This window comes from Parasphingorhabdus sp. NYA22, assembly GCF_976973735.1.
Map to the genome: position 1 here is coordinate 1,454,651 of NZ_OZ333477.1, position 17,378 is coordinate 1,472,028.

Genomic DNA, 17,378 nt, shown 5'->3' on the forward strand with positions numbered 1-17,378 from the left:
CGACCCTACAGGTCACCGCATATATAGGCACCGCGCCCGCTAGCGAGCAATTTTTCATTCGGCCCGGTAACGCTGGTTTCGGCCACTGAAATTTGCTGACCGACTTTCACAATCAAACCGGTTGCGACGAGCGGGCCTGAGGTTGCCGGGCGATGATAATCGACCCGCAGATCGGCAGTAGCCTTTACTTTCGTGCCCTGTGCAATGAGGGCGTAGAAACCGGTCAGGTCGATCAGAGACGCAAGTACGCCGCCATGGGCCGATCCGATTATAGGATTGGAAACGATTTCGTCGCGCCATGGCATTTCGAGCTCCAGCCGCTGCGGAGTCAGCGACCTAACCTTCAGATCGAGCCACGCATGGAAAGGCGCGATACGGAGAATTTCCTCTATGCGTGCCCGATCTATTCGCGCTGGCGCCTCGCTCATGTTTCTCGTCCCCGCATGGAGTGATGTCGTTTCAGGAAATCGAGAATGGCGTGAGAAAACGAATCGTTCGCATCGCCCACAACCATGTGAGTGGCGCCGGCGATGTCGGTATATTCCGCATGCGGCGCAAGTTCGCGTAGATGCTCCACCGCGTCTTCGGAAACGAGGTCGCTCGAACCGCCGCGAATGAGATGGACCGGCAAGGTGAGGTTCTGGGTCGCCTGGCTTAATGCTTCAAATTGGCGTAGATGGCGCCCTTCATCGCGTTTGCTGACCGTCCTGCTGCTAAGGATAAAGGCTGGATCCCAATGCCAGTAATACCGCCCATCGGCTTTGTGTCGTAGATAGTTACGCAGCCCTTCGCCGCTCGACCGCTTGCGTCGAAGAGGCATATAACGCGCGATCGCTTCCGACGCCTCTTCGGGCGAGGCGAAACCGGTTTCGATATGCTCTTCCATAAATCCGACAATGCGGTTGACCCCGCTTACTTCCATCTGCGGTGCGATGTCGACAAGTGTCAGGGAAGCGAAGCTGCCGGGCGCCAAATCCCCTTCGGCGAGTATACCGGCCATTCCGCCCAGCGACGCCCCGACCAGCGCAGGCTTGCGCTCCATCCGTGATACGATGGCGACCAGATCGGACGCGAAATCGTGTGTTTCGTAAGCGCCATCGGCTGCCCATTCGCTGTCGCCGTGGCCCCGCATGTCGATGGCGATTGCGTGGAAACCCGCCTCCGCAAGGTCGCCGACCACGTTCTTCCATGCACGACGTGTTTGCCCACCACCATGAGCGAGCAGGATGGGCATCGCACCACTCTCGCCGTTGGCTTCGGCTTTGAGGGTCAAGTCTCCAGCTCCTTCAATGCTGACTGTTTCGCAATACATGGGACTACCCCTAGCTTCCGGCGCCCCAAACAGTAAAGTTATTTAATGTCTCGCCTTTGAAGGAAACTCACCAGCTTATAGCTGGTAGAAGGCTTCAGCCGTTATTGTTTGCTCAGCACTATCCTCCAGAAAATGACCGGCTCGCAGGCGAAGTCATTTTCTGGAGGATAGTGCTTATGCCATATTCACGCGGGAGCCACACGGCTTTTCATCACCGTTATCATATTGTCTGGGCACCAAAATACCGCTTCAAGGTGCTGCATGGGGAGGTCCGCCTGCGGGTGCGGGAGATCATCCGGCAGGTCTGCAGCGAACTGGGCGTGAAGATCATCCATGGCGTTCTGTCACGCGATCATGTGCATATGTTTGTCGAGATCCCGCCCCATATTGCAGTCAGCGACTTCGTGCGCCGGGCAAAGGGACGCTCATCGCGCAAGATACAGCAGGAGTTCGAGCATATCCGCAAACGCTACTGGGGCCAGCGCTTCTGGCAACGAGGCTATTTCTCGACCACCTCAGGCAATATCACCGACGACGTGATCCTCAATTATCTCGACAAGCATACTAACCCAAACAAAGCTGGCTTCAGCCCCAACCCGTGAACCTACATGGAGTAATCGCGGGAGCGTGTCGCCTTGACGGCATTTATGCAGTAAAGGGCTTTATATTATATTGAATTTATGATATGGTCACTATCATGACAACCGAAACAGCTACAATGAGCGCAAACGCGCAAGACGGCTTCCTGAATGAGACCGATGAGTTTGCGTTTTTGCTGGAGGAAGTACCGCGAGTCCTGCGCAAGTCATTTGATGAATCGATTGCCCAGTTCGGCTTGTCCCGCACCCAGTGGAGAACATTGGCCTATCTGATCAAGACCGAGGGAATGACGCAAACCGAGCTGGCAGTTTGCCTAGAACTGGAACGAGCTACGATCGGATTGACGATTGATCATCTTGAAAAACTGGAATTTGTCGAACGTCGGTCCGCAGAAGATGACCGGCGTGTCTGGCGGATATTCCTGCGTCCAAAGGCAATCGACATTATTCCGGAACTTCGGAAAGAAGCCAACGCCGTTTATCAGAAGATGTTCAAAGGCATTTCCAAAGCAGACTTGACCATCATACGAACCGCGATGGAAAAAATGGTTGGGAATCTAAGGGTGTGCTGAACACGTCAGATCCCAAAATCTAACTGGTTCTGATCCTTCTCTCCCATAGGATCAGCTGGAGCGAGTGGCTGGGGCCACTCGCTCCCTTTTTTGGTATAAGCCAGTTATTGGCGTTGCTAGCGATCGACTCCTGCCGGAGCATAAATCAGGCAGTCATCCGCGGCTAGAAGTTGCTTAACGGGATGTACGACGTGGATAGAGTAGATATCCTCATCCTTATATACAGCGGATATGATCTACACTGCGCCATGTAGCCGTTGGACGGCATAGCGCCCGAGACTACCGAGAATCTCCCAGCGCGGATTGTGTTTGCTTGTAAGAATACCGAAGAGGTGGTCGACCGACCGACAAGAGGGCGGGTTGTGTTGAAAAACTCGGTCTTGTCAGCATTGTAGAGATGCGATTCAGCATTCCTGTAGAGGCGGGAGATGCTGCGATGATGGGCGAGCGGACGGTGATGCAGGAGGCGCTGTTTTTCGGGTCGATGGTCCGGCAACCAATTTGCTCGCTGTTTTCGGTGACTGGCAAGTGGTTCAGCCGAGCGTTGCCAAAGCACTTGATCGCCTTTTTTCGGGGGAAGGTGAAGAGTTTGCGACCACCGACTGTGCTGCGCTGATGCCGCGCAGCTGGCAATGGCTCGACGGCTCTGCCTTTTCAACTCATGGAGACCTTATGCAAGTCGCGTTTGGTCTGGATCCAATCAATACCGACAAACCGCTCATGTATCAGGGTGTTCGGATCGGTTTTTCGGCCCGACCGAAGATGTGTCGTTGCCGACTATCGAACATGGTATTGATTTTGAAGGCGAGTTCGGTGTTATTGTAGATCATGTTCCAATGGGAACATGCGCTACGGACGCAACGAAACACATCAGACTAATCGTCAAAATCAACGACTGCTCTTTGCGCGCGATTGCTCCGATAGAAATGGCAACCGGCTTTGGTTGGGTGCAGGCAAAACCGGCCTGTTCGATGGTGCCCTTTGCGGTGACACCCGATGAACTGGGTGAAGTCTAGAAAGATGGCGTGTTTGACACGACTTATAAATTGACTTGTACGGTGAACGTTTTGGTGCAGCCATGGATTTTGGTTTCCAGGGACTGGTTGCTCATGCTGCATTGACGCGCGATCTGGTAGCGGCAACGATTATTGAGTCGGGTACCGTTTCCGATTCAAACTATACAGAAGTCGGATCAAGCTGTATTTCAGAGGTTCGTGCGATCGAGGTGATCCGCGACAAGGGCCTAGCCACAACGCCGTTCCTGTCTTTTGGTGACCCTATTCGCATCGAAGGGCGCGGAATTGACGGCTCATCCCCATGTGGTGTGATCGACCAGCAGGTCGTTCAAGCCTGACGTGCGACTGCCACTTTCTGAAAATAGTATAGGAAAGCCTGATTTGTCATGCCAAGATCGCTCAATTGAAATTGTTTTCAATTGAACCTATTTGGTTGATCTTTTTGACCATGTTCTAGAATGAGCGTGAAATCCATAGGGTGCGATGAGAACAAAAAGAGAGTATCCGCACTTACATTGCACTTACAGCGGTGATATAAGAATTCAGCATTTTGAAAAAATGGCTGAAAACTGGCCGGGACGAGAGGATTCGAACCTCCGATCCCCCCCAGCATCGACTGCTCAGGATAACGCGATCATCTTTAGCCAGGATTGTTCAATCAGTGTTTATTTTTGTCAGAAAAAAAGATTACCATGACACATCTTATTCGTCTGCCCTCTGGTGTTGTTTCGCTGAACACCTAAAGCTCTTGTTCGCATCGCAATTTGAATCGTGATACAACGCAACTATGACCAAGCCAGATCCAGCAACATTGAAAATTGTGGCGGCGCTAATTCGAACCCGCATGGACCGCCTTTCCGGCGATCAGCGACTTGATGGTCTAGAGCGCCTTGGAGCATATCGTGAGTTCAATCAATTGGCGAAAGATCTTGACGCGACCGCAGTCGAGTTTACTCGCGACGAGAAATGGTAGCAGGCGCCGCTACCGGAAATCGTTTTTACATTTATCACTGTTTTGGGTTGGATGGTTCGTTGGTTTAGCAATCAACGCTGTTGTATTCCCTACCTTTGAAAGAACTGGTCCATCATCAGTTCTTCGAATATTGGAATTTCTTCCATTTGCTACCCAAAATGCTACCCAAGTTGCAAATATTGCAACTTCGAATATCATTCTGTCAGAAAATCGTTTATCTTCAACGTATTATGGTGAGCCCTGCTGGGTTCGAACCAGCGACCTACTGATTAAAAGTTAGTATTTGCGGCAAGTGTCCGGATGGTGATGTTTGGCACTATTCCAATTCAGGCGATCTCATATTTGAAGAACCTATCTGGTTGGCGCAAATATTCCTCCGATGATGATCCCCGGGATGATGGTGATGCTTTGGAGAACAAAAACAGAAAATCTGCACTTACATTGCACTTACAGCAGTGATATAAGAATTCAGCATTTTAAAAAATGGCTGAAAACTGGTCGGGACGAGAGGATTCGAACCTCCGACCCCCACACCCCCAGTGTGATGCGCTACCAGGCTGCGCTACGTCCCGACCGAGGCTGCGCATATATGGAGGTCGGTAAGGCTTGGCAAGTCGTTTGCGTCATGCTCGTAACCTTTCCCGAATACGGATTCCGTTGCACCTGTGACAAGCGCGTGATAGGCGCGCGCAACATCTGGGTCGGCTGTTCGAGGGCTTGAAACGCGAGCCCGGACATCACACATAAAAAATTGCAACAATCGGGACGAGTTCATGACATCAATCACTATATTATCTGCAGCAGCTGGCGCTGGCGGCGCCGGAGGATTTCTGATTTCGGTAATGCCGCTGGTGCTTATTTTTGCGGTTTTCTATTTTCTGCTCATTCGCCCCCAGCAAAAGAAGATGAAAGAGCATCAGGCAAAGGTCGGCTCGGTCAAGAAGAATGACGAAGTCGTGACCGGCGGCGGACTGGTTGGCAAAGCAGTCAAGGTCGATGACGAATATGTAGAAGTCGAAATCGCCAATGGCGTCCGCGTCAAGGCGATCAAGGCGACCCTGACCGATGTCATGCCACGCGGCGGTGCCAAACCTGCGAACGACTGATCGCGGTGATATAGAAAGTTAGTTTCGATGCTCGATTTCCCGCGCTGGAAAGTCATTTCCATCTCTCTGCTGCTGGCCTTTGGCGTGCTGATGTCCATTCCCAGCCTGCTTGGCGAGAATGGTCGCCAATATTGGCCGAGCTTTCTGCCCAGTGAAACCATCAACCTGGGGCTCGATCTTCAGGGTGGTAGCCATATTCTGCTGGAAGCCGATCCGGCGGATGTTGCGACAACCCGGCTGGAGACGATGGAAGAATCGGTCCGCGCGGAAATGCGCCGCGCCACTCCGCGTATCGGCATTGGTGATATTTCCCGTAAAAACGGCGTTTTGAGCTTCATGGTGCGTGACAGTACCCAGGTCGATGCCGCGCGGGACGCGATCGTTCCGCTGACCAGCGGTGCCGGCCTGACCGGTCAGCGCGACTGGGATATCGAAGTGCGCGATGATACGCGCTTTGTACTGACTCCGACCGCAGCCGGTCTGGAAAATGCCGTCGAAAATGCGATGGAGACGGCAACCGACGTGATCCGCCGCCGGATCGATGAAATGGGTACCCGCGAACCGACGATCATCCGGCAGGGTGACAACAGGATCGTGGTGCAGGTGCCGGGTCTGGATGATCCGGAAGCGCTGAAAGCCTTGCTCGGACAGACTGCCAAGCTGGATTTCAAACTGGTTGATTTTGAAGCCGATCCCAATATGGTCGCAGCAGGCCGGGCGCCGGTCGGCAGCCAGATTTTCCCTTATCCCGACAATCCGTCCGGATTTCCAAACCTCGCGGTCAAGCGCCTCGGCGGTATCAGCGGCGACAAGCTGACCGATGCAGGGCAGGGCTTTGACCAGCAAACCAACGCAGCGGTGGTCAACATCACCTTTGACAGTGAAGGTGGTTCGAAATTTGCGCGCCTGACACAAAATAATGTCGGCAAGCCTTTTGCGATCATTCTCGATGGCAAGGTGCTTTCCGCGCCGAATATCAACGAGCCGATCCTTGGTGGTTCGGCGCAGATTTCCGGGAATTTCTCGGTGGAAAGCGCAAACCAATTGGCGATTGCCTTGCGGTCCGGCGCACTGCCTGTGGAATTGAAGATTGTCGAGGAGCGCACCGTCGGTCCAGATCTTGGCAAGGATTCGATCGATAAAGGCATGATTGCCGCCATCATCGCAACCGTTGCCGTGCTGACCTTCATGGTCGTCACCTATGGCCGCTTTGGCATGTACGCCAATATCGCGCTGGCGCTGAACCTGTTCATCATCGTCGGCGTCATGGCAATGTTCAACGCCACGCTGACGCTGCCGGGTATCGCCGGCTTCGTTCTCACTGTTGGCGCCGCGGTTGATGCCAATGTGCTGATCAACGAGCGAATACGCGAAGAGCGCAGGCGAGGGCGAAGGGTCATTCAAGCGATTGAAGTCGGCTATAAGGAAGCATCAAGAGCGATCATGGATGCCAATGTCACCAATATCATCGCCGGTGTGCTGCTGTTCATGTTCGGCTCCGGACCGGTCAAGGGCTTCGCGGTCGTGCTGATGATCGGTATCGCATCCTCCGTCTTTACCGCAGTGGTCGTAACCAGAATGTTTGTGGCGCTCTGGGCGAGGAAAGCCCGCCCGCAGGAGTTGGTGATATGAGATTGATCAAACTTGTTCCGGACGACACCAACATCAGCTTCCTGAAGTGGCGCAATGTCGCCATGGCGTTCAGCATCCTGACGATTATCGCATCGATCGGGCTGGTGGCAGCCAAGGGGCTGAACTTCGGCGTCGACTTCATCGGCGGTCAGATGATTCAGGCCACTTTCACCGAGACCGAAACCGCACCGATTTCCGAGTTGCGCGACAGTATTGGCGGGCTTGGTTATGGCGAAGCGACGATCCAGCGGTTTGGCGATGCCAATGAAGTCTCGATCCGGATGCGGCTACCAACCGAAGCGGAAACGCGCCCGGAAGCGGCCAATGAAATGACCGAAAAGATCGTTTCGACGCTCAAGGCCGATCACCCCGATGTCCGCGTTGATGGGGTGGAGTCTGTTTCCGGAAAGGTTTCGTCGGAACTGTTTGAAACCGGCGCCTATTCTCTGCTGTTCGCGATGATCGCTATATCCATCTATATCTGGATCCGCTTTGAATGGCAGTTCGGTGTCGGTGCGCTGTTCGCACTGGTGCACGACGTCGCGCTGACATTCGGTCTGTTCGCGCTGACCCAGATGGAGTTCAACCTCAATATCGTCGCGGCGTTGCTGACCATCATCGGCTATTCGCTGAACGATACGATTGTCGTGTTCGACCGGATTCGCGAGAATCTGAAGAAATATCGCAAGATGGACATCATTGCCTTGCTCGACCTGTCGGTGAACGAGACCCTCGCGCGTACTGTGATGACCAGCTTGACCATGTTGATTGCGCTGGGCGCATTGATTCTTTGGGGCCCCGATGTGATTTTCGGTTTCTCCGTTGCGATGTTCTTCGGCGTATTTGTCGGCACCTACAGTTCGATCTACATGGCCGCGCCGATCTTGATCTGGCTGAAGGTTGGTCCGGACACATTCGTCCCCGCTGAATCAGACAATGACAAGGCGGAGAAGCTCGGTGGGCCAGAGCAGGTTGGCTGACCGTTGGTAGAATTACGCAAGGACGTCGAATTTACCGGGCCGGTTATCACCGGTTTCACGGCTAGCGGCTTCAAGAGCGGCGACCAGCGGTTTGAGCAAGGCCTGCTGATTTCGCCCGAACAGGCTGTCGGCTGGCCCGGATCTGCGCTCGACAGGCTGAATCTGGCGGAGATATTGTCCACTCTGAACCTGTCTCCCAAGGCGGAATTTCTCCTGCTCGGCAGCGGTCCGTCGATGCTGCAACCGCCCGCCGCTTTCCGGCGGGAAGTAGAAGCAGCAGGCATGGGGCTGGAAGTCATGGACAGTCGCGCTGCGGCACGGACCTGGGGCGTGTTGCGGGCCGAAGAGCGCTGGATAATCGGCGCGTTTCTGCCGCTTTCCTAAAGCTTGCCGGCGGCCTGCTGCAGGATTGCCAGCAACTGGTCGCCGTTATTTTTCCAGCTGAACTGGCTCACCGATGATCGGACCATATCCTGTGTCGGCGGCGCTGCAAGGATGGCCGTCGCGGCTTCGACAATCGCCTCGACAGTCCGGTCGACAACCCGTCCGGCAGAGGGGCTGGTAACCAGTTCCCGTGCACCACCGGCCTCGCTGATGATCACCGGCGTGCCGCAGGAGAGGGCTTCAACCCATGCATTGGCAAGCCCCTCGGACTTCGACACAAGAATGGCAATATCGGCGGCGGCGGTCAGATGCGATAGCTGCTCGTGCGGCACGCTGCCCAGAAAACGTACACGGTCAGCGACGCCCAGCCGCTCGGCAAGCGCACGGTAACCCTGCTCTTCTTCGCCGGAGCCAGCGAGGATCAACTCGGCATCGGGGAAACTCGCCATGGCGCGAATAACCAGATCCTGGTTCTTGCGCTTGATCAGCGCGCCGGTGGTAATGAACAACGGTCCGCTGACGCCCAGTTTTTGTTTCGCAGCGACCCGATCAACGGGAACAAAGCTGTTCTGGTCCAGGCCCGTATAGTGAACCGCAATCTTGCTTCCATCTATTCCAAGTTCAACCATATCCTGCTTCAGCGCTTCGGACACCGCCAGCAAGGCGCTGGCCTTCTCCGCCGCTTGCAGAAGCTGGGCGCGGCATTTTGGCTCGCTGCCCCAGTGATGGATATCCGCACCGCGGGCCTTGATCGTGAAGGGAACGTCGAGTGCAGCGGCCAGCCGCATCGCCGCCGGTCCATCGGGATAGAAAAACTCTGCATCGATCAGATCAAAGGGCTGTTTGTGGTGCAATTCTTTTACCAAGGACAGGGTCGCGTCAGCGATACGTCGCGGGTTGTCAGCACCCCCAATCTTTGGGATTAACCTGAACCGGGGGCGATGAACGTCCAGGCCGCGCCATTCTTCATGCTCCGCCAGAGCTTCTAGCGCCTGATATTGCGGCAGTTTGCTCAATGGCCAAGGCGGTAAGCCGACAGGGTTGAGGACGGTTACCCCGGCCTCCGGGCGACTGGCCAGTTCCGCCGTTTGCCGCTCGACAAATATCCCGAAATTTTGCGCTGTCGCATTGGGGAATAATGTCGACAAGGTTAGAATGCGGAGCGGCTGGGTCATGGCAGGCGTCCTAGCATCAAGGCCCTAAAGCTCCCTTACCAGCCGGACCGCAACGCCGATCCACTCGGGATCGCTGACAATCTGCTGCCGGGCTCCGCTGCCAAGGGGCAGGATTTGCAGCTTGTTGTCCTGGCGCCCGATCAGGCGCCCAAACAGATAGCGTCCGGCAGGGCGAGGAACCAAAACGTCACGGTTGAGTGCCCCGCTAAACTGGTCCGAAGTACGCCGTGAAAGCCAGACATCGTCACCCGCGCGATAATCGCCGACACCGCTCTTGACGCGCAGCGCGACCATCGCTGGTTCGATCGCAGGTTGATAAATATTCTCGACCTTGCCCAGAGCGTGCGCACCCTTGTGATCGAGGATTGCGGCAACCGGAAGCTCTTCCTGGTCGGGCAAGGATAGCAGTGCGGCGCTGTCCACGCCGAGCGCATCGGCAATCCGGTTCAGCCAGTCGAGCGACAACGTCCTTGTGCCAGTCTCAAGCCGTCCAATCGTTTGTGCGGTGGTAGGTGGTTCGCACCGCCGCGCTACGTCATCCAGCGTCAATCCCTTGGCTTTGCGAACCTCTCTGATGCGGCTGATCATATATATCTCCAAACCTATATGGTTTTATCCTTTCCTACATTATCGCCAAAATGGCAAGAGGGTAACAAAGCCAAACAGGAGATTCTATGCCAGTCCATACAACCAAAACAGATAAATCTCTATATGATCCGAGATTGCTCGCCGAACGGGCGTTGCCGCAAGATGGCGAGGAGCGTAATGGAAGCGAGCCAGAGCGCAAGCGCGCGCGGAGCGTCACGGTCAATCTGTCGGAATCGCCATTGGGTTGGCTGCATGCCAGAGGCCATTTGTCCGATCGCCAATTTGATGCAGGCGAAAAGCTTCGCGCCGATTGGGAGAGAGCCAATCTGGCACCGAGCGTGACGATGCGCTGGGATGCGGCGCCGGTTGCGGGAGGAAAACGCGCGGCCCCCGCGATATTGAACGAAACAGAAGCGCAACTTGCCGCCAAGCTGCGCTTCGAAAATGCCATTGACGATTTGGGCAGCGATTTGTCCGATATCGCCTGGCGGATTATCTGCGGCGGGGAGGGAACGCCCGTCGCGGAGAAAAATCTCGGCTGGCCAGCGCGCTCAGGCAAGCTGGTTTTGAAGATCGCACTGGACCGGCTGGCGAATTTCTACCGCCTGCCGGGCTGATCAGTTATCGGCCAGCCGCTCGACTTCTTCCGCCAGTTCCAGCCAGCGCATTTCGGCCGCGTCCTTCTCTTCGATCAGTGCGCTATTCTCTTTGGAAAGTGCGTCAAAGCGCGGGAAATCACGCGTATAAAGATTGGGATCGGCCAGCGACTGTTCGATTTCGGCCATGCGCTGGTCAATCGCCTCGATCCGCTCTGGCAACAGATCATAATCGCGCTGGTCCTTGTAGCTCAATTTCTTGACCGGGCTGCCGGAGCGCGGAGGTTGCTGGTTGGTGGAACTTTTCTGCGCGCTTGCTGCCTTTTTTGGAGAATTCCGGTCTTTGCGCTGCTGCTCCCATTCTGCATAGCCGCCGGCGACTATGTCGACCATTCCGCTGCCATCGAGGCCCAGCGTCACCGTCACCGTGCGATCGAGAAAATCGCGGTCATGGCTGACCAGCAGGACGGTGCCTTCATAATCGGCGATTACTTCCTGCAAGAGATCGAGTGTCTCCAGGTCGAGGTCATTGGTCGGTTCGTCGAGCACCAGTAGATTGGACATCCGCGCAAATTCTCGAGCCAACAAAAGCCGTGATTGTTCTCCGCCGGACAATGTGCCGACTTTGGCGTCGATCAGCGATGGCGCAAACAGAAATTCCTTGAGATAGCCCTGCACATGTTTCTTGTCGCCGCGCACGTCGATCCAGTCGCTGCCATCCGCCAGCACATCGCGGACCGATTTATTGCCTTCGAGCAGGCTGCGCTGCTGGTCGATGAAAACGCCGTTGAGTGTCTTGGCGAGAGACACTTTGCCGCTATCCGGCTGTAATTCGCCGGTGAGCATTTTCAGCAAGGTGGTCTTGCCAGCGCCGTTGGCTCCGACGATGCCGATCCGGTCGCCGCGCTGAATGCGCAGCGAAAAGTCGCGGATGATCTGGCGTTCCTTCTCGCCTTCACCAAAGGACTTGGAGATATGCTCGGCCGTAATGACCGATTTGGTGCGGCTGTCGTCATTCTGGATCTTGAGATTGGCGGTGCCGGCAGGGCCGATCATTGCCGCACGGGCTTCCCGCATCTGCCACAATTTCTCGAGCCGTCCCTGATTGCGCTTGCGCCGCGCGGTGACACCGCGTTCCAGCCAGCGCGCTTCAAGCTTCAGCTTCGCGTCAATCTTGCTCGCGGCCTGTGCTTCGTCAGCATGGATTTTCTCCATCCACGCGTCATAGCCGCCAAAACCGATTTCCTGCCGCCGCAGCGCCCCGCGATCCAGCCAGATCGTCTGTTTAGTCAGCCGGGTCAGAAAAGTTCTGTCGTGGGAAATAGTGATGAACGCGCCTTTGTAGCGGCCAAGCCAGTCTTCCAGCCAGTCGATCGCTCCGAGATCAAGGTGGTTGGTTGGTTCGTCGAGCAAAAGCAGATCGGGATCGGATGCCAGCGCCCGGCATATGGCTGCGCGGCGTTTCTCGCCGCCGCTGGCCTTTGCCGCTCCCTTGGACAGGTCGGTACCCAATTGATCGGCAATGGCTTGGACTTCGTGGAGGGCAGGGCCTTGCTCGCCCGATATGGCGAAATCGAGCAAGGTTTCAAACGGTGTGAAATCCGGCTCTTGTTCCAGATAAACGATATTGGTGCCGGGCTGGATCATCCGCTGGCCCTTGTCCGCTTCGATCTGGTCGGCAATCAGGCGCAGGAGCGTCGTTTTTCCGGCACCGTTGCGGCCAATCAGGGCGAGCCGGTCGCGCGGCCCGACGTGGAGATCGAGATTTTCAAACAGCCAGCCCTCTCCTTGATGGAGGGACAGGTTTTCATAAGCGAAGATCGGGGGTTGAGCCATGGTTCCCGGGCGTTAGGGCCAAGCGGGCCTGGGCTCAAGCCTTCTCTTCTGAACAAAGGCCATTGACGTGCCCCGCTATATCGGATTGTTAGTGATGCATATGGCATTCCGGGGGTAGGTAAGCGAATTGAACACGGTCTATCTGAACGGCGATTATGTTCCCAAGTCATCCGCCAAAATATCGATATTCGACCGGGGACTGCTGTTTTCCGACGCGGTCTATGAAGTGATTTCGGTTATCAATGGCCGCCTGATCGACATGGATCGACACATCAGCCGACTGGAGCGATCGCTTGGCGAGCTTTCCATTGATGGCTTTGCCGACTGGGCAGCGATTTCGGAGAATCTGGTAACAGAAAATGAATTGCGGGAAGGTCTGGTCTATCTGCAAGTGTCGCGCGGAGTGATGGACGAACGCGATTATCGCTGGCCAGCACCGGAAACGGCTCCGACGATATTTGCCTTTGCCCAGAACCGGGTGCTGGTCGCCAACCCGATGGCCGATCGCGGCATGACAATCATCACACGGCCCGACCTGCGCTGGCAAAGATGCGATATCAAGACCACACAGCTTCTCTATGCATCGCTGATGAAAATGGAGGCCGTGGCGGCGGGAGTCGATGATGTCTGGATGACCCGCGACGATATGATTACCGAAGGGACCTCGCAAAATGCGCATATCATTAGCGAGGACGGTGTTCTGATCTCGCATCAGCTCGACCGCCGCATCCTGCCTGGTGTGACCCGTATCGAAATGCTCGCACAGGCAAAATCCATGGAACTAACGGTCGAAGAGCGCGCTTTCTCGATTGACGAAGCGAAAAACGCGGCAGAAGCATTTGTTTCGTCGTCGACCTTGCTGATCATGCCAGTGGTCGAAATTGACGGCCATAAGATTGGCGATGGATTGCCAGGCGACCGGACGGAGAAAATCCGTCGAAACTATATAGCTGCCGTTCAGAGAGCTTGATTTATAACGAGCTGAAACAATGGAGAACAATATGAGATTTTCAATTCTATTGGCCGGCGCGGCTTTGGTCTTTACCCCGATTACCCTCGCGCAAGCCGCGAATGTCGAGATAGTTGCGCAGAATCCGGTGATCGAACTCAGCGTATCCGAACAGGTTGATAGCGCGCCGGACACCGCGACGTTCAGTACCGGCGTTGAAACCAAGGCGAAGACTGCGACCGAGGCGCTGCGCCAGAATTCGGTGCAGGCTCGCGCGGTAATTAACCGGCTCAAAACGCTCGGCATTGCCGAAAAAGATATTCAGACAACCGGTATCAATCTCCGCGCCGATTATGATTATGATCAGGAAAGCCGGCAGAACCGCTTCGTCGGCTATGTTGTTTCCAATCAGGTCTCAGCGACGGTGAATGATATTTCCAAGCTTGGCCAGATTCTCGACGCGATCGTCAGCAGCGGTGCGACCAATTTAAACGGGCCCTCATTCTCGATCAGCGATGATAGCAAGCTTAAGGATCTCGCGCGCGAGCGGGCGCTTGCCAACGGCAAGGCGCGGGCCATGAGCTATGCGCGGTCCGAAGGATATAGTGGCGTCCGGGTGCTTTCGATCAGCGAAGGCATGTCGCACCAGTCGGAGGCGCCGATGATGCGGATGGAGGCTTCTGCCGCTTCTTCTGCACCGCCGGTAGCGCCCGGGCAGGTCGGAACCGTCGTTTCGCTCAACATTACTTATGAGATGACGCGCTAACAGAGCGATCTCTAGCCTGAACCCGCCATTCACCTGATGTTAAAACCACCGAGCCTAGGAGGGTGACGATGTTGAAAAAATTCGCCTTTTTATCCTTCCTAGCGCTCGGATTGCCGCTGCTGGCGCCGCAGATTGCTGGCGCCATGGATCGCCGTGGTGAACAGAATGAAGCGCGCGCGCAAATGATGGCGGGCAAGGTTAAGTCAATCCGTTCTATCGAGAACCGGGTTCTGCCAAGAATGGGCGATAGCGAATATATAGGTCCCGAATTTGACCCCGGTGCGCAGGTTTATCGCTTGAAATTCATTCGCGACGGGCGGGTGATTTTTGTCGATGTCGATGGCCGGACCGGTACAATTTTGCGCCAGACCCGCTGATCAAAATCGGCCATTTTCCAATTTTCTAATATCATTGTGCGTTTTCGGGATGGTGATATAGGCTATTCCACAGAAACAGGCATTATTTCGGAGGACAAGCATGCGCGTCTTGATCGTTGAAGACGAACCCACGCTGGGACAACAGCTGAAATCGACATTGGAAGCCAATGGCTATGCCATCGACCTGTCGACAGATGGCGAGGATGGCCATTTCATGGGTTCGACCGAAGACTATGATGCGGTGATCCTCGATCTCGGCCTGCCCGAAATCGACGGTTTGACCGTGCTTGATCGCTGGCGCAAGGAAGAGCGCAATTTTCCGGTGCTGGTGCTGACGGCGCGCGACAGTTGGTCGGACAAGGTTGCCGGGCTCGACGCCGGTGCCGATGATTATCTGGCAAAACCGTTCCAGACCGAGGAACTGATCGCCCGTCTGCGCGCGCTCATCCGTCGTGCTTCCGGCAATGCCTCGTCCGAACTGACCGCCGGTGCCGTGCGTCTCGATACGCGGTCGGGGAAAGTGACGCTCGATGGCAGTCCGGTCAAGCTGACCGCACAGGAATATAAATTGCTCTCCTATCTGATGCATCACAAGGGCAAGGTCGTGTCGCGCACGGAGTTGATCGAGCATATTTACGATCAGGATTTCGATCGGGATTCCAACACGATTGAGGTGTTCGTCACCCGCATTCGCAAAAAACTGGGTGCAGAAGTCATTTCGACGATCAGGGGGCTTGGCTATAGTCTAGAGGATCCCGAAGCCTGAGTGAAACGAGCCAGATAGATAGTCCGTTCGATGAAAAGGCACCGACAACCCAATCTCGGCTAGGCACGCAGACCACCGGATCGCTCGGTCGCCGGATGATCGGCATTGCGGCGGCATGGATTGTCATCCTGCTGTTCGGCGGTGGTTTTGCGTTGGACCGCGTGTTGAACGATGCGGTGACCCGCAATTTCGACAATCAGCTGGAATATGTGCTGACGGCGATGATCGCTTCGGCAGAGATCGGTCCCGATGGAGAGGTTTTTCTCAACCGGCCGCTCGGAGACCAGCGTTTTCTCGAGCCCAATAGCGGCCTCTATTGGCAGATCAGCGGCAAGGGCCATGACGATTTCCCGTCCCGCTCGCTGTGGGATCGCACGATGGTGTCGAATATCACCCACGATGACCGCGAAACCCATATCTACAACAGCAACCAGTTCCCGGACGAGCCGTTGCGGGTGCTTGAACGCACGATAATATTGCCTGATTCGGACACAAAATGGCTGTTCCAGGTGGCGCAAAGCCGCGATGGTCTGGATGGCCAGATTTCCAATATTCGTTCGATATTGGTGAACAGCTTCCTGATATTGGCGCTCGGCCTGATTGGCATGGCGGCGTTGCAGACGCTTTACGGTCTATGGCCGCTTCGCAAGATTCGCATCGCCATTGCCTCCATGCGCACCGGCCAGCAGCGCCGGGTGGTGGAACCGATGCCGAATGAGGTCACGCCGATGGTCGATGAACTCAACGCCTTGCTCGATCACAACGAGAAGCAGGCAGAGGAAGCGCGGCGGCATGCGGGCAATCTCGCTCATGCCCTGAAGACCCCGCTCACCGTGATCATGAACAGCGCTACGGCCAAAGCCGACGATCTCGCAGATACGGTGATCCGTGAAGCCGGCGTTATGCGGCGGCAGGTCGACCATCATCTGGCGCGCGCGCGGGCGGTGGGCCGGCGCGGCCACGCGCATAGCCGGGCTAAGGTCTGGCAAAGTCTGCAGGCGGTCGAACGCGCGGTCGGACGGCTATACCCGCATGTCCGGATCGACATTGACGGCGACAAGGATGCGGTTGCTTCGGTCGAGCGCCAGGATCTGGACGAAATGATCGGCAATCTCGTCGAAAATGCTGCCAAATATGGCGGTGGCAGCGTGTTCATCACCGTCGAAAGCAACGACAAATTTGTCGAGCTGCTAATTGAAGACGACGGCCGCGGTATCCCCGAGGAAGAACGGCAGCGGATATTCGATCGCGGCGTCCGGCTGGACAGCGGCAAGCCGGGCACCGGTCTGGGGCTGGCCATCGTCCGCGATGTTGCGGAAATCTATGAAGGCTCTGTATCGCTCGAAGAAAGCGAAGATCTGGGCGGCCTGCTGGTGCGGTTGCGATTGCCCAAGTCTGAAGGGGTTGATTCCTAGTCGGCTTCAGCCTTGATCCGCTCATGGTGCCGAATCACCTCGTCGATGATGAAACGCAGGAATTTTTCCGAAAATTCGGGATCTAGATTGGCATCGCTGGCGAGTTGGCGCAGGCGGGCTATCTGTTCCTGTTCCCGGGCGCCATCGGCGGGTGGCAGGCTGTTTTCGGCCTTATATTCGCCGACCGCTTGGGTCACCTTGAAGCGCTCGGCCAGCATGAACACCAGCGCCGCGTCGATATTGTTGATGCTTTCACGATATTGCTTAAGCTTTTCGTCCATTTTACGCTGCCCCAATTCCACCTGTTTCGATTTCAGCACTTCATGCACGAGATGC

Annotated in this window: 22 protein-coding genes and 1 tRNA gene; 16 read left to right on the top strand and 7 right to left on the bottom strand. The window is 55.7% G+C overall.

Features of this window, described 5'->3' with window-relative positions:
* Nucleotides 1–5: 5 nt before the first annotated feature.
* Together ACWFTY_RS07015 and ACWFTY_RS07020 are read right to left on the bottom strand one after the other, a co-directional pair.
* Nucleotides 6–428 (bottom strand): hotdog fold thioesterase, encoded by a 423-nt coding sequence (locus ACWFTY_RS07015; RefSeq protein ID WP_100092230.1) that lies wholly within the window; start codon nucleotides 426–428, stop codon nucleotides 6–8.
* Nucleotides 425–1,312 carry an alpha/beta fold hydrolase gene (locus ACWFTY_RS07020; protein ID WP_418889444.1) on the bottom strand — a complete coding sequence of 296 codons (888 nt, stop codon included), beginning with the start codon at nucleotides 1,310–1,312 and terminating at the stop codon, nucleotides 425–427. Before ACWFTY_RS07020 ends, ACWFTY_RS07015 begins: the two co-directional genes overlap by 4 nt.
* 176 nt (nucleotides 1,313–1,488) lie before the next feature.
* Between ACWFTY_RS07020 and tnpA the strand changes: the two genes are divergently transcribed.
* The 6 genes from tnpA (at nucleotide 1,489) to ACWFTY_RS07050 (ending at nucleotide 4,472) form a co-directional block, all read left to right on the top strand.
* Nucleotides 1,489–1,914, top strand: coding sequence for an IS200/IS605 family transposase (gene tnpA, locus ACWFTY_RS07025; RefSeq protein WP_335653126.1), 426 nt, complete (start codon nucleotides 1,489–1,491; stop codon nucleotides 1,912–1,914).
* A 95-nt stretch (nucleotides 1,915–2,009) separates the two neighbouring features.
* Nucleotides 2,010–2,483, top strand: a complete 474-nt coding sequence (locus ACWFTY_RS07030; RefSeq protein WP_240616806.1) for a MarR family winged helix-turn-helix transcriptional regulator — start codon at nucleotides 2,010–2,012, stop codon at nucleotides 2,481–2,483.
* A 501-nt stretch (nucleotides 2,484–2,984) separates the two neighbouring features.
* The gene (locus tag ACWFTY_RS07035) at nucleotides 2,985–3,308 is read left to right on the top strand and encodes a hypothetical protein (RefSeq protein WP_339690278.1); all 324 of its coding nucleotides are present in this window, start codon (nucleotides 2,985–2,987) and stop codon (nucleotides 3,306–3,308) included.
* A complete protein-coding gene (locus tag ACWFTY_RS07040) occupies nucleotides 3,248–3,499 on the top strand; it encodes a fumarylacetoacetate hydrolase family protein (RefSeq protein ID WP_339689398.1) in 252 nt (83 codons plus the stop codon). The genes ACWFTY_RS07035 and ACWFTY_RS07040 overlap by 61 nt, the downstream gene beginning before the upstream one ends.
* Nucleotides 3,500–3,534: 35 nt before the next feature.
* Nucleotides 3,535–3,837 (top strand): hypothetical protein, encoded by a 303-nt coding sequence (locus ACWFTY_RS07045; protein ID WP_339689400.1) that lies wholly within the window; start codon nucleotides 3,535–3,537, stop codon nucleotides 3,835–3,837.
* Nucleotides 3,838–4,286: 449 nt separating this feature from the next.
* Nucleotides 4,287–4,472 (top strand): hypothetical protein, encoded by a 186-nt coding sequence (locus ACWFTY_RS07050; protein WP_100092225.1) that lies wholly within the window; start codon nucleotides 4,287–4,289, stop codon nucleotides 4,470–4,472.
* A gap of 495 nt (nucleotides 4,473–4,967) precedes the next feature.
* Here ACWFTY_RS07050 and ACWFTY_RS07055 read toward each other — a convergent pair.
* Nucleotides 4,968–5,044: transfer RNA gene (locus ACWFTY_RS07055), tRNA-Pro, on the bottom strand.
* Between the two features lie 201 nt (nucleotides 5,045–5,245).
* Between ACWFTY_RS07055 and yajC the strand changes: the two genes are divergently transcribed.
* Genes yajC through ACWFTY_RS07075 form a run of 4 tightly spaced genes read left to right on the top strand, consistent with a single transcriptional unit; the run spans nucleotide 5,246 to nucleotide 8,574 of the window.
* Nucleotides 5,246–5,578, top strand: a complete 333-nt coding sequence (yajC, locus tag ACWFTY_RS07060; protein ID WP_447526565.1) for a preprotein translocase subunit YajC — start codon at nucleotides 5,246–5,248, stop codon at nucleotides 5,576–5,578.
* A 27-nt stretch (nucleotides 5,579–5,605) separates the two neighbouring features.
* The gene (gene secD / locus ACWFTY_RS07065; RefSeq protein ID WP_447526566.1) at nucleotides 5,606–7,210 is read left to right on the top strand and encodes a protein translocase subunit SecD; all 1,605 of its coding nucleotides are present in this window, start codon (nucleotides 5,606–5,608) and stop codon (nucleotides 7,208–7,210) included.
* Nucleotides 7,207–8,190: a protein translocase subunit SecF gene (gene secF, locus ACWFTY_RS07070; RefSeq protein WP_447526567.1), complete on the top strand. Its 984-nt coding sequence runs from the start codon at nucleotides 7,207–7,209 to the stop codon at nucleotides 8,188–8,190. The genes secD and secF overlap by 4 nt, the downstream gene beginning before the upstream one ends.
* A gap of 3 nt (nucleotides 8,191–8,193) precedes the next feature.
* Nucleotides 8,194–8,574, top strand: coding sequence for an MTH938/NDUFAF3 family protein (locus tag ACWFTY_RS07075; RefSeq protein ID WP_447526568.1), 381 nt, complete (start codon nucleotides 8,194–8,196; stop codon nucleotides 8,572–8,574).
* On the opposite strand, the gene ACWFTY_RS07080 is transcribed toward ACWFTY_RS07075, so the two are convergent.
* Both ACWFTY_RS07080 and ACWFTY_RS07085 read right to left on the bottom strand, forming a co-directional pair.
* Nucleotides 8,571–9,749, bottom strand: coding sequence for a glycosyltransferase (locus ACWFTY_RS07080; protein ID WP_447526569.1), 1,179 nt, complete (start codon nucleotides 9,747–9,749; stop codon nucleotides 8,571–8,573). The two genes, ACWFTY_RS07075 and ACWFTY_RS07080, sit on opposite strands and share 4 nt — an antisense overlap.
* Nucleotides 9,750–9,773: 24 nt before the next feature.
* Complete coding sequence (locus tag ACWFTY_RS07085) at nucleotides 9,774–10,337, bottom strand: helix-turn-helix domain-containing protein (protein ID WP_447526570.1); 564 nt, start codon at nucleotides 10,335–10,337, stop codon at nucleotides 9,774–9,776.
* A gap of 86 nt (nucleotides 10,338–10,423) precedes the next feature.
* Between ACWFTY_RS07085 and ACWFTY_RS07090 the strand changes: the two genes are divergently transcribed.
* The gene (locus ACWFTY_RS07090; RefSeq protein WP_447526571.1) at nucleotides 10,424–10,954 is read left to right on the top strand and encodes a DUF6456 domain-containing protein; all 531 of its coding nucleotides are present in this window, start codon (nucleotides 10,424–10,426) and stop codon (nucleotides 10,952–10,954) included.
* On the opposite strand, the gene ACWFTY_RS07095 is transcribed toward ACWFTY_RS07090, so the two are convergent.
* Nucleotides 10,955–12,769: an ABC-F family ATP-binding cassette domain-containing protein gene (locus ACWFTY_RS07095; protein WP_447526572.1), complete on the bottom strand. Its 1,815-nt coding sequence runs from the start codon at nucleotides 12,767–12,769 to the stop codon at nucleotides 10,955–10,957.
* A 127-nt stretch (nucleotides 12,770–12,896) separates the two neighbouring features.
* On the opposite strand from ACWFTY_RS07095, the gene ACWFTY_RS07100 reads away from it, so the two are divergent.
* The 5 genes from ACWFTY_RS07100 (at nucleotide 12,897) to ACWFTY_RS07120 (ending at nucleotide 17,042) form a co-directional block, all read left to right on the top strand.
* On the top strand, nucleotides 12,897–13,739 hold the full coding sequence (locus ACWFTY_RS07100; RefSeq protein WP_447526573.1) for an aminotransferase class IV: 843 nt from the start codon (nucleotides 12,897–12,899) through the stop codon (nucleotides 13,737–13,739).
* A gap of 31 nt (nucleotides 13,740–13,770) precedes the next feature.
* The gene (locus ACWFTY_RS07105; protein WP_447526574.1) at nucleotides 13,771–14,484 is read left to right on the top strand and encodes an SIMPL domain-containing protein; all 714 of its coding nucleotides are present in this window, start codon (nucleotides 13,771–13,773) and stop codon (nucleotides 14,482–14,484) included.
* 68 nt (nucleotides 14,485–14,552) lie between these two features.
* Nucleotides 14,553–14,861: a PepSY domain-containing protein gene (locus tag ACWFTY_RS07110; protein ID WP_447526575.1), complete on the top strand. Its 309-nt coding sequence runs from the start codon at nucleotides 14,553–14,555 to the stop codon at nucleotides 14,859–14,861.
* Nucleotides 14,862–14,961: 100 nt separating this feature from the next.
* On the top strand, nucleotides 14,962–15,627 hold the full coding sequence (locus ACWFTY_RS07115) for a response regulator transcription factor (protein ID WP_067198543.1): 666 nt from the start codon (nucleotides 14,962–14,964) through the stop codon (nucleotides 15,625–15,627).
* Nucleotides 15,628–15,722: 95 nt separating this feature from the next.
* Nucleotides 15,723–17,042, top strand: coding sequence for a sensor histidine kinase (locus tag ACWFTY_RS07120; protein WP_447526576.1), 1,320 nt, complete (start codon nucleotides 15,723–15,725; stop codon nucleotides 17,040–17,042).
* Here the strand turns inward: ACWFTY_RS07120 and ACWFTY_RS07125 are convergent.
* The gene (locus ACWFTY_RS07125; protein WP_447526858.1) at nucleotides 17,039–17,323 is read right to left on the bottom strand and encodes a chorismate mutase; all 285 of its coding nucleotides are present in this window, start codon (nucleotides 17,321–17,323) and stop codon (nucleotides 17,039–17,041) included. The genes ACWFTY_RS07120 and ACWFTY_RS07125 overlap by 4 nt on opposite strands.
* Nucleotides 17,324–17,378: the final 55 nt, after the last annotated feature.

Bases quoted from the DNA above. Each gene is read 5' to 3' on its own strand.
- ACWFTY_RS07015 (WP_100092230.1), bottom strand. From the start codon at position 428: ATGAGCGAGGCGCCAGCGCGAATAGATCGGGCACGCATAGAGGAAATT.
- ACWFTY_RS07020 (WP_418889444.1), bottom strand. From the start codon at position 1,312: ATGTATTGCGAAACAGTCAGCATTGAAGGAGCTGGAGACTTGACCCTC.
- tnpA (WP_335653126.1), top strand. From the start codon at position 1,489: ATGCCATATTCACGCGGGAGCCACACGGCTTTTCATCACCGTTATCAT.
- ACWFTY_RS07030 (WP_240616806.1), top strand. From the start codon at position 2,010: ATGACAACCGAAACAGCTACAATGAGCGCAAACGCGCAAGACGGCTTC.
- ACWFTY_RS07050 (WP_100092225.1), top strand. From the start codon at position 4,287: ATGACCAAGCCAGATCCAGCAACATTGAAAATTGTGGCGGCGCTAATT.
- yajC (WP_447526565.1), top strand. From the start codon at position 5,246: ATGACATCAATCACTATATTATCTGCAGCAGCTGGCGCTGGCGGCGCC.
- secD (WP_447526566.1), top strand. From the start codon at position 5,606: ATGCTCGATTTCCCGCGCTGGAAAGTCATTTCCATCTCTCTGCTGCTG.
- secF (WP_447526567.1), top strand. From the start codon at position 7,207: ATGAGATTGATCAAACTTGTTCCGGACGACACCAACATCAGCTTCCTG.
- ACWFTY_RS07080 (WP_447526569.1), bottom strand. From the start codon at position 9,749: ATGACCCAGCCGCTCCGCATTCTAACCTTGTCGACATTATTCCCCAAT.
- ACWFTY_RS07085 (WP_447526570.1), bottom strand. From the start codon at position 10,337: ATGATCAGCCGCATCAGAGAGGTTCGCAAAGCCAAGGGATTGACGCTG.
- ACWFTY_RS07090 (WP_447526571.1), top strand. From the start codon at position 10,424: ATGCCAGTCCATACAACCAAAACAGATAAATCTCTATATGATCCGAGA.
- ACWFTY_RS07095 (WP_447526572.1), bottom strand. From the start codon at position 12,769: ATGGCTCAACCCCCGATCTTCGCTTATGAAAACCTGTCCCTCCATCAA.
- ACWFTY_RS07105 (WP_447526574.1), top strand. From the start codon at position 13,771: ATGAGATTTTCAATTCTATTGGCCGGCGCGGCTTTGGTCTTTACCCCG.
- ACWFTY_RS07110 (WP_447526575.1), top strand. From the start codon at position 14,553: ATGTTGAAAAAATTCGCCTTTTTATCCTTCCTAGCGCTCGGATTGCCG.
- ACWFTY_RS07115 (WP_067198543.1), top strand. From the start codon at position 14,962: ATGCGCGTCTTGATCGTTGAAGACGAACCCACGCTGGGACAACAGCTG.
- ACWFTY_RS07120 (WP_447526576.1), top strand. From the start codon at position 15,723: ATGATCGGCATTGCGGCGGCATGGATTGTCATCCTGCTGTTCGGCGGT.
- ACWFTY_RS07125 (WP_447526858.1), bottom strand. From the start codon at position 17,323: ATGGACGAAAAGCTTAAGCAATATCGTGAAAGCATCAACAATATCGAC.